This is a genomic window from Haloferax sp. Atlit-12N, from assembly GCF_003383095.1.
GTDB lineage: Archaea > Halobacteriota > Halobacteria > Halobacteriales > Haloferacaceae > Haloferax.
Map to the genome: position 1 here is coordinate 1 of NZ_PSYW01000016.1, position 3,525 is coordinate 3,525.

The following is a 3,525-nucleotide window of genomic DNA, read 5'->3' on the forward strand; positions in this document are numbered from 1 at the left end:
TATAAAGAAACCTTTACTCTGTGTTTTATTGTAGTATATGAACAAGACTAACCACCGTCGGATTTCAACTATTCCCTTGGTGCGAGCGTCCCGTGCCAAATGATCGAAGATTTCTTTTGCCACTCTGAATAAAAATAGGGCCCTGTTGACTCGGATGGTGAACACTCTGACGGGCCACCCTAGAGATCTGAGAGTTCTGGTGTACCGAGACGCGGAACGTCTCTTCACGTCGTTGTGTTTACGCTCCCAAATCTCTGATAAACCGACACAAAGCATGTTGAGCAGCTCTGCGAGCTTCGTTCCAACGTACTCGACAGCCTGCTCGCTACTCAAACTGGGCTAACTGGATAGTGTCCTGATCACTTATCCATTGATCAAGCGGCTTTCACTCGGGTCCAGATCTCATCAAACTTCTGCCGGAGCTCGGCAGACATTGGTTCAATGAATGTTGCGCTGTCAGACATCTTGTTCGGCCACTGAATGAACTCCAGTCGGTCTTCGGATATATCGATATGTTCTCCGATATCTTTCACAGGCGCTAGACAGCCCATCGTCGTTACCTTCTTGGCTGCATTTTCTGGTTTAGAAAACATATCCGTCCACGCAAGGGCGGCTTTCGGATTTGGAGCACCATCTGGAATGACGAATGTGTCATATGTGTACATGAACCCCTCTTTCGTGTGGGACATGTCTATTGGCATTCCTTCCATGAATCGGCCCATATGTGCTCTCACGTCAGTATATACTGTGGCAACTATTTCTTCGTTTTTGAACATCCGGAAAGCACTAGAGTGATCCTGCCAGTACGTGTGGTTCAGTTCTTTCTGTTGAATTAGTGCTTCTTCGATATCTTTGAAATCGTCTGGGTCGTTCGGATCTTGGCCCGTATAGAGTGCAGCCACACGGCAAGCAACTTCACCCCAGTCTTGCATAGCTATTTTCCCCTTCAAATCTGATTCCCATAAGACCTCCCACGATCCAGGGTCTTCATCGAAGAATTCTGTATTGTAAACCAGCGGATGAGCTACTTGTGCCTCCGGAATTGCATATGTGTTATTGTCTTCATCTTGGTAATGTTTCTGAGCGTCGTCTTTAGCCATTTCACTCAGTCCGTCCCAGCCATCCATCTTATTAACTGGAAGTGGTTGAAGGAAATCATTGTTCATTGCTCGAACAACCCATCCACTAGTGGCTGAGATACTGTCTATCCCGTTATTTCCAGCTTCCAGTTTCGTATACCATTTGTTTGGAGTGGAGTACATTGCCGTCGAGACTGATGCATCGTACGACTGTTCGAACTCTTTGACAGCCCAATCCATCCAGTCAACGTACCAGTTCCACACGTTCACCTGGCCCTCAGTACTTGCGGGGGGCACTGATTCGATCGCGCGAATACTGGTTGCCTCCGTTGATTGTTCAGTATTACCCGAACATCCAGCAAGGAGTGATGCGCCGGCGGCAGCTCCGTATTTGAGAGCGCTACGTCTACTTAGTAGGTTGCTAACGTTGCTCACGATATCCTCATTTGGTTCAGGATGTTAAAAAGTTTAGGGTCATTACTGTACGGAAACGAACAGCCAATACGAAAACTGGCCAGAGCGATTTTCGGAGGCCAAAAACGTGGTCGGACGTAATAATATACAGTATTGGTCTCCTGATATGGATAACAGACCTATACTTGTAATTCATGGATGGATTATTTTGCTGATGCCAAAATCATGATTCAGCGGTCGCCTCGCTTGGGTGAACATCTCATTCCAAAAGGTTTTTGTGTATAACGAGTCACGGCATAGATGCTACATCCACAGTATACTCCAGCCCTGCCCAACCATTCCCAAGCACGGTGTTGAGCACCACTTAGGACATCGTAGCTAGTGCCAGTATGCGCACGTGGGTGTAGTAGTCCGACCGAGAGTGTGCTGTCCCGTGCAAGTCCGCACCACTCTTCGGCTTTCTTATCTGTTCACAGATCCCTGTATCCCCTGAAGCATTTTGGTGTGCAAACGAGACGCAGAGCGTTTCATCATGCCGCCGTCTGCTCACACTCTCACGATTCTTCATAACCTCTCTCAAAAACCACTCGCTGAGAGCGTAATGTTGATACTCCCTGCAATGAGTTTACGTAGGTGCCGAACACGGGTTACATTAGCAAGCCCGAAATCATACAATGATAGATACACAGAATTACGAACTACGTCAGTTAGCACAGGAGCTTGAAGGTGAATTAGATTTTAGCGAGGCCACATGTACACTGTACTCAACTGATGCCAGCATTTACCAACAGGTTCCGTCTGGTGTTGCATTCCCGAAAACAGCCGCTGACGTCCAGTCACTCGTTGAGTTTGCTAGTGAGAATAATATCAGTGTTACTCCACGAGGTGCTGGAAGTAGTCTCACGGGAAATGCAATAGGTGAGGGCCTTGTCATCGACTCTGAACGATATATGGATAGTATAGTTCAAATATCGCCAGATAAACGACAAGTGACTGTTGAGCCGGGAGTCATTCTTGAAGACTTAAACGAAGAGTTAGAGGAATATGGTCTTCAGTTTGGGCCAAATCCAAGTACGAGTGCTACGTGCACGATCGGTGGGATGGTAGCAAACGATGCTGCAGGACCACACTCATTGCGATATGGAACGACTAGCGAGAACGTTGTCAGTGTCGGTGTTGTTCTTTCCGACGGCACAATCGGGAAATTTACACAAAAAAGCGGATCTACCCTTGAGCAAGCATGTACACGAGACGACTTAGTCGGTGAGGTATATCAAAGTCTACGTGAAATTCGGACGACACACAGTGATGAGATTCACAAGCGGTATCCAGAGGTAGACAGGAATTCAACCGGATATAACCTACGTGACTGCGGTGCTGATGATGGTCAGTGGGTCGATCCATCGACCGTCATTTCGGGAAGTGAGGGAACGCTTTGTTATCTCACCGAGATCACTCTAAGTCTTGATCCCCTCCCTGAAGCGAAAGGTACTGCATTGCTATTCTATCGCAGTCTTGAAGCCGCTGCTGATGCAGTGTCGGTTCTTCTTGAAGAAAGCCCAAGTGCCATCGAGTTAGTTGATGATGCCGTATTAGAATACGCCCGCGACGCGTGGGGATACGACCTTGTCCCTGATGAAGTTGGAGGAGCGCTTCTCGTTGAAGTTGAGGGCCCACAAGCATCCATCTCAGATCGACTTACTACCGTCGTTGATGCTGGAACTGCTACGTTTTCAGAAGATATCATTGAAGTCCATCAAGCCGAAAGTGAAGAACAACGACAAGTCCTCTGGAAAATCCGAAAGGCATCAAATCCCCTTCTCAACCGACAGCCGGGGGATCAACAAGCACTCTCATTCATTGAGGACGCTGCGATCCCCCCGTCAAAACTTCCCCAGTACCTAGATGCGGTTGGAACGATCCTCCAGTCCCATGAACTCCGTGCGAGTGTCTTTGGGCACGCGGGTCAGGGTGTGCTTCATATCAAGCCATTTCTCAATCTAAAATCAGAGGAGGATCGTAAAACACTACA

The 3,525-nt window shown here is 47.9% G+C and carries 2 protein-coding genes; one reads left to right on the forward strand and one right to left on the reverse strand.

Annotated features, from left to right (window positions below; all coding sequences use genetic code 11):
- Positions 1-374 precede the first annotated feature (374 nt).
- Complete coding sequence (locus tag C5B90_RS19595) at positions 375-1,514, reverse strand: PotD/PotF family extracellular solute-binding protein (RefSeq protein WP_148708260.1); 1,140 nt, start codon at positions 1,512-1,514, stop codon at positions 375-377.
- 653 nt (positions 1,515-2,167) lie between these two features.
- On the opposite strand from C5B90_RS19595, the gene C5B90_RS20460 reads away from it, so the two are divergent.
- Positions 2,168-3,525: FAD-binding oxidoreductase (locus tag C5B90_RS20460; protein WP_148708261.1), on the forward strand; the 1,358-nt coding region annotated here is incomplete at its 3' end.